A 2,495-nucleotide genomic window follows, 5' to 3' on the forward strand; every position below is an offset into this window, starting at 1 on the left:
CACCACAACCAATCGCCATGCCGCGATGATAGTCGCTGGTGGCGATGGTTCGACCGGTGGCGGTCACATCCCACACCGCCGGCTCGTCCTTCAGGCAAACACGGAGGAGAGCCATGTTCGCCGCTTACGTCACGGTCACCATCCTCGCGTCGGTCTTCACCGGGATCGCCGCCGTCACCTATCTGATCGGCCACGACTATCCGAAGGCCCAGGCGGACATGAAACGCGTGCCACGGTCGTGGGTGCCCATGCTGGGCATGGTGCTGGCGGCGGGTTCCTCGGGGCTGCTGGCCGGGTTCGCCGTGCCGCTGCTGGGCACCCTCGCCGCCACCGGTCTGGTGCTCTACTTCGTTGGCGCGCTCGTTGCACACCTGCGCGTCGGTTCCCGCCAGCTCGTGGGGTGGGCCGTGTTCTTCTCCACCTCGGTGGCCGCACTGACCGTGAACCTGGCCTACCGCTGGTGATTCCTGGGGTGCCAGGTGCGGTTGCCAACAGAAGAGCCTCGACTTGAGACAACCTTTTCCGTCGTTGCTGCATGTAAGAGGCGTGACGGACCAATCCCAGCTACACACGAGAGCCGATGCGGCGTACGTGGCGTTCGTTGAGGAGGCCTGGCAACGCCACATCCGCTTGGCGATGCTGCTGACCGGTGATCGGCTGCGGGCCGAGGAGCTGCTCCAGGACAGCCTGGTCAAGGTGTACGAGCGGTGGCGGCGGCTGTCGCGGATCGACGACCTGCATGCCTATCTGCGACGTTCCCTGGTCAACAACCATGCCGCCAACTGGCGGCGTCGACGGCGGGAACGCCTCGTGGCGGAGGTCCCCGACACCGCTGCGCCGGGAGGTGGCACGGACCACGACGTGATGGTCCTGCGCCGGGCGCTGCTGTCGCTGCCACCGAGACAGCGGGCGGTCGTGGTGCTTCGGCATTACGAAGACCTGCCGGAGCGGGAGGTGGCTCGGGTGCTGGGCTGCTCGGTGGGCACGGTCAAGAGTCAGCACTCCCGGGCCATGGAGAAGCTCCGTCACCTCATGGATCAACCTTCCTACCGCGAGCAGGTGAGATTGGCATGAAGAGCTTCGATGAGCGACTCGCCGACGGGTTGCACGGCATCGTCGACGGAGACCTCGATTCGTCGCCGCCGTTGGGGGCGCTGCTGGAGCGGGGCCGGCGGGCGCGCCGCCGCCGGACCTCCGCAATCGTCAGTGGGACCCTTGCCGTGCTGGCGCTCGGCGCGATCGGTACGGCGACCCTCGTGCAGCCGTCGACGCCGGAACGGTCCGGCGTCACCGTGGCGGCCCCCGAGGTCGTGTCTCCGCGGATGGCACTGGCCTCCGCGACCGAAGCGAGCGCGAGCATCAGTTACAAGGTGAAGGTCACGGCCAGGAGTGCGGCGGACGCCAGCACCGCCCAGGTCACCGAGGGTGCGTTCGACCCCCGGACCGACACCGGGCAGCTGAGTTCTCCGTCGCCGGGAGCTGGGGTCGTCTATCTCGAGCGGCTGGTCGAGGGTGTCCGCTTCGTCAGCTCCTCCGGCTCGAAGGACGTGTGGAAGCAGTACCCCGGCAGGCACGACAGGCTCGCGTACCACCGCGCGTTGAGCGGCGCGGTGGGTGCGTCGGCGGATCCGGAGCAGCTGTTCGACGCGCTGCGGCAGGATGGCGCCAAGGTCACCCGGGTCGGTGCCGACGTCTACCACTTCACGAGCACGACGTCGGTCGACAACCGGTACGGCACGGAGACGGTGACGTTCGTCGGTGACGTGACCCTCGACGCGGACAAGCGCATCGCGAAGGTGTCGTACGAGCTGACGCGCAAGGGGCAGTTCCGGCCGGGGGTCAAGGGCGGACTGGCCTACGGCGGCACGGATGCGGTGACCGTGGAGCTGTCCGACTACGGCACTCCGGTGCAGGTTGATCGGCCGACCAAGGTGGTCGTCGTCAAGTAGGTCCTCCCGGTCGTGGCGGCGAACTGACGCGCGCTGTGGCCCGGGTGACTCAGGGATTACTCCTTTGCGGCAGCACGCTCAGGTCCGAGAACCCGGGGCTGAGCGTGCTGCCGCGCACCAGGGGTGCGCGGGTTGACCACACGAAGCAAGATCCCCACCGGCGTTTCCGCAGGTGGGGATCGCTGTAGTCCGGCGAAGGCCGTGCCCAGGCTCTGACACGGCCCGCTGATGCGGCCTGTCTACTCCACCGCCTGGGGTGGCTGCCGGTAATCATCGGGCTGGGGGTGACACAAGCCAGGGTGAGAGTTCGTCAACCAGGCAGGGGTTGTGGATGGGGCCACCGGCGAAACGCGACGAGGATTGGTTCACCAGGGTCTACACGGCCGAATACGGACACGTGGTGAAGTACGGCCAGCGTCGGCTTGCCGACCCGGATGCAGCGGCTGAGCTCGCTCAGGACGTGTTCGTCATCGCCTGGCGGCGTCGACGCGAGGTCCCGGACCGCAGCCTGCCCTGGCTGTACGGGGTGGCCCGGCGCCTGTTGGC

At 68.0% G+C, this 2,495-nt stretch carries 4 protein-coding genes; all 4 read left to right on the plus strand.

Going from position 1 to position 2,495, the window contains the following annotated elements:
• Positions 1–113 precede the first annotated feature (113 nt).
• On the plus strand, positions 114–464 hold the full coding sequence (locus tag AB0I76_RS27585; RefSeq protein WP_357041367.1) for a DoxX family protein: 351 nt from the start codon (positions 114–116) through the stop codon (positions 462–464).
• An 82-nt stretch (positions 465–546) separates the two neighbouring features.
• Positions 547–1,074 carry a SigE family RNA polymerase sigma factor gene (locus tag AB0I76_RS27590; protein WP_357041370.1) on the plus strand — a complete coding sequence of 176 codons (528 nt, stop codon included), beginning with the start codon at positions 547–549 and terminating at the stop codon, positions 1,072–1,074.
• Complete coding sequence (locus tag AB0I76_RS27595) at positions 1,071–1,949, plus strand: hypothetical protein (RefSeq protein ID WP_357041372.1); 879 nt, start codon at positions 1,071–1,073, stop codon at positions 1,947–1,949. The genes AB0I76_RS27590 and AB0I76_RS27595 overlap by 4 nt, the downstream gene beginning before the upstream one ends.
• A 331-nt stretch (positions 1,950–2,280) precedes the next feature.
• Positions 2,281–2,495 (plus strand): sigma factor (locus tag AB0I76_RS27600; protein WP_357041375.1); only part of this gene is annotated, 215 nt, incomplete at its 3' end.

This window comes from Micromonospora sp. NPDC049799, assembly GCF_040656655.1.
In the GTDB taxonomy this organism is placed as follows: Bacteria; Actinomycetota; Actinomycetes; order Mycobacteriales; family Micromonosporaceae; genus Micromonospora.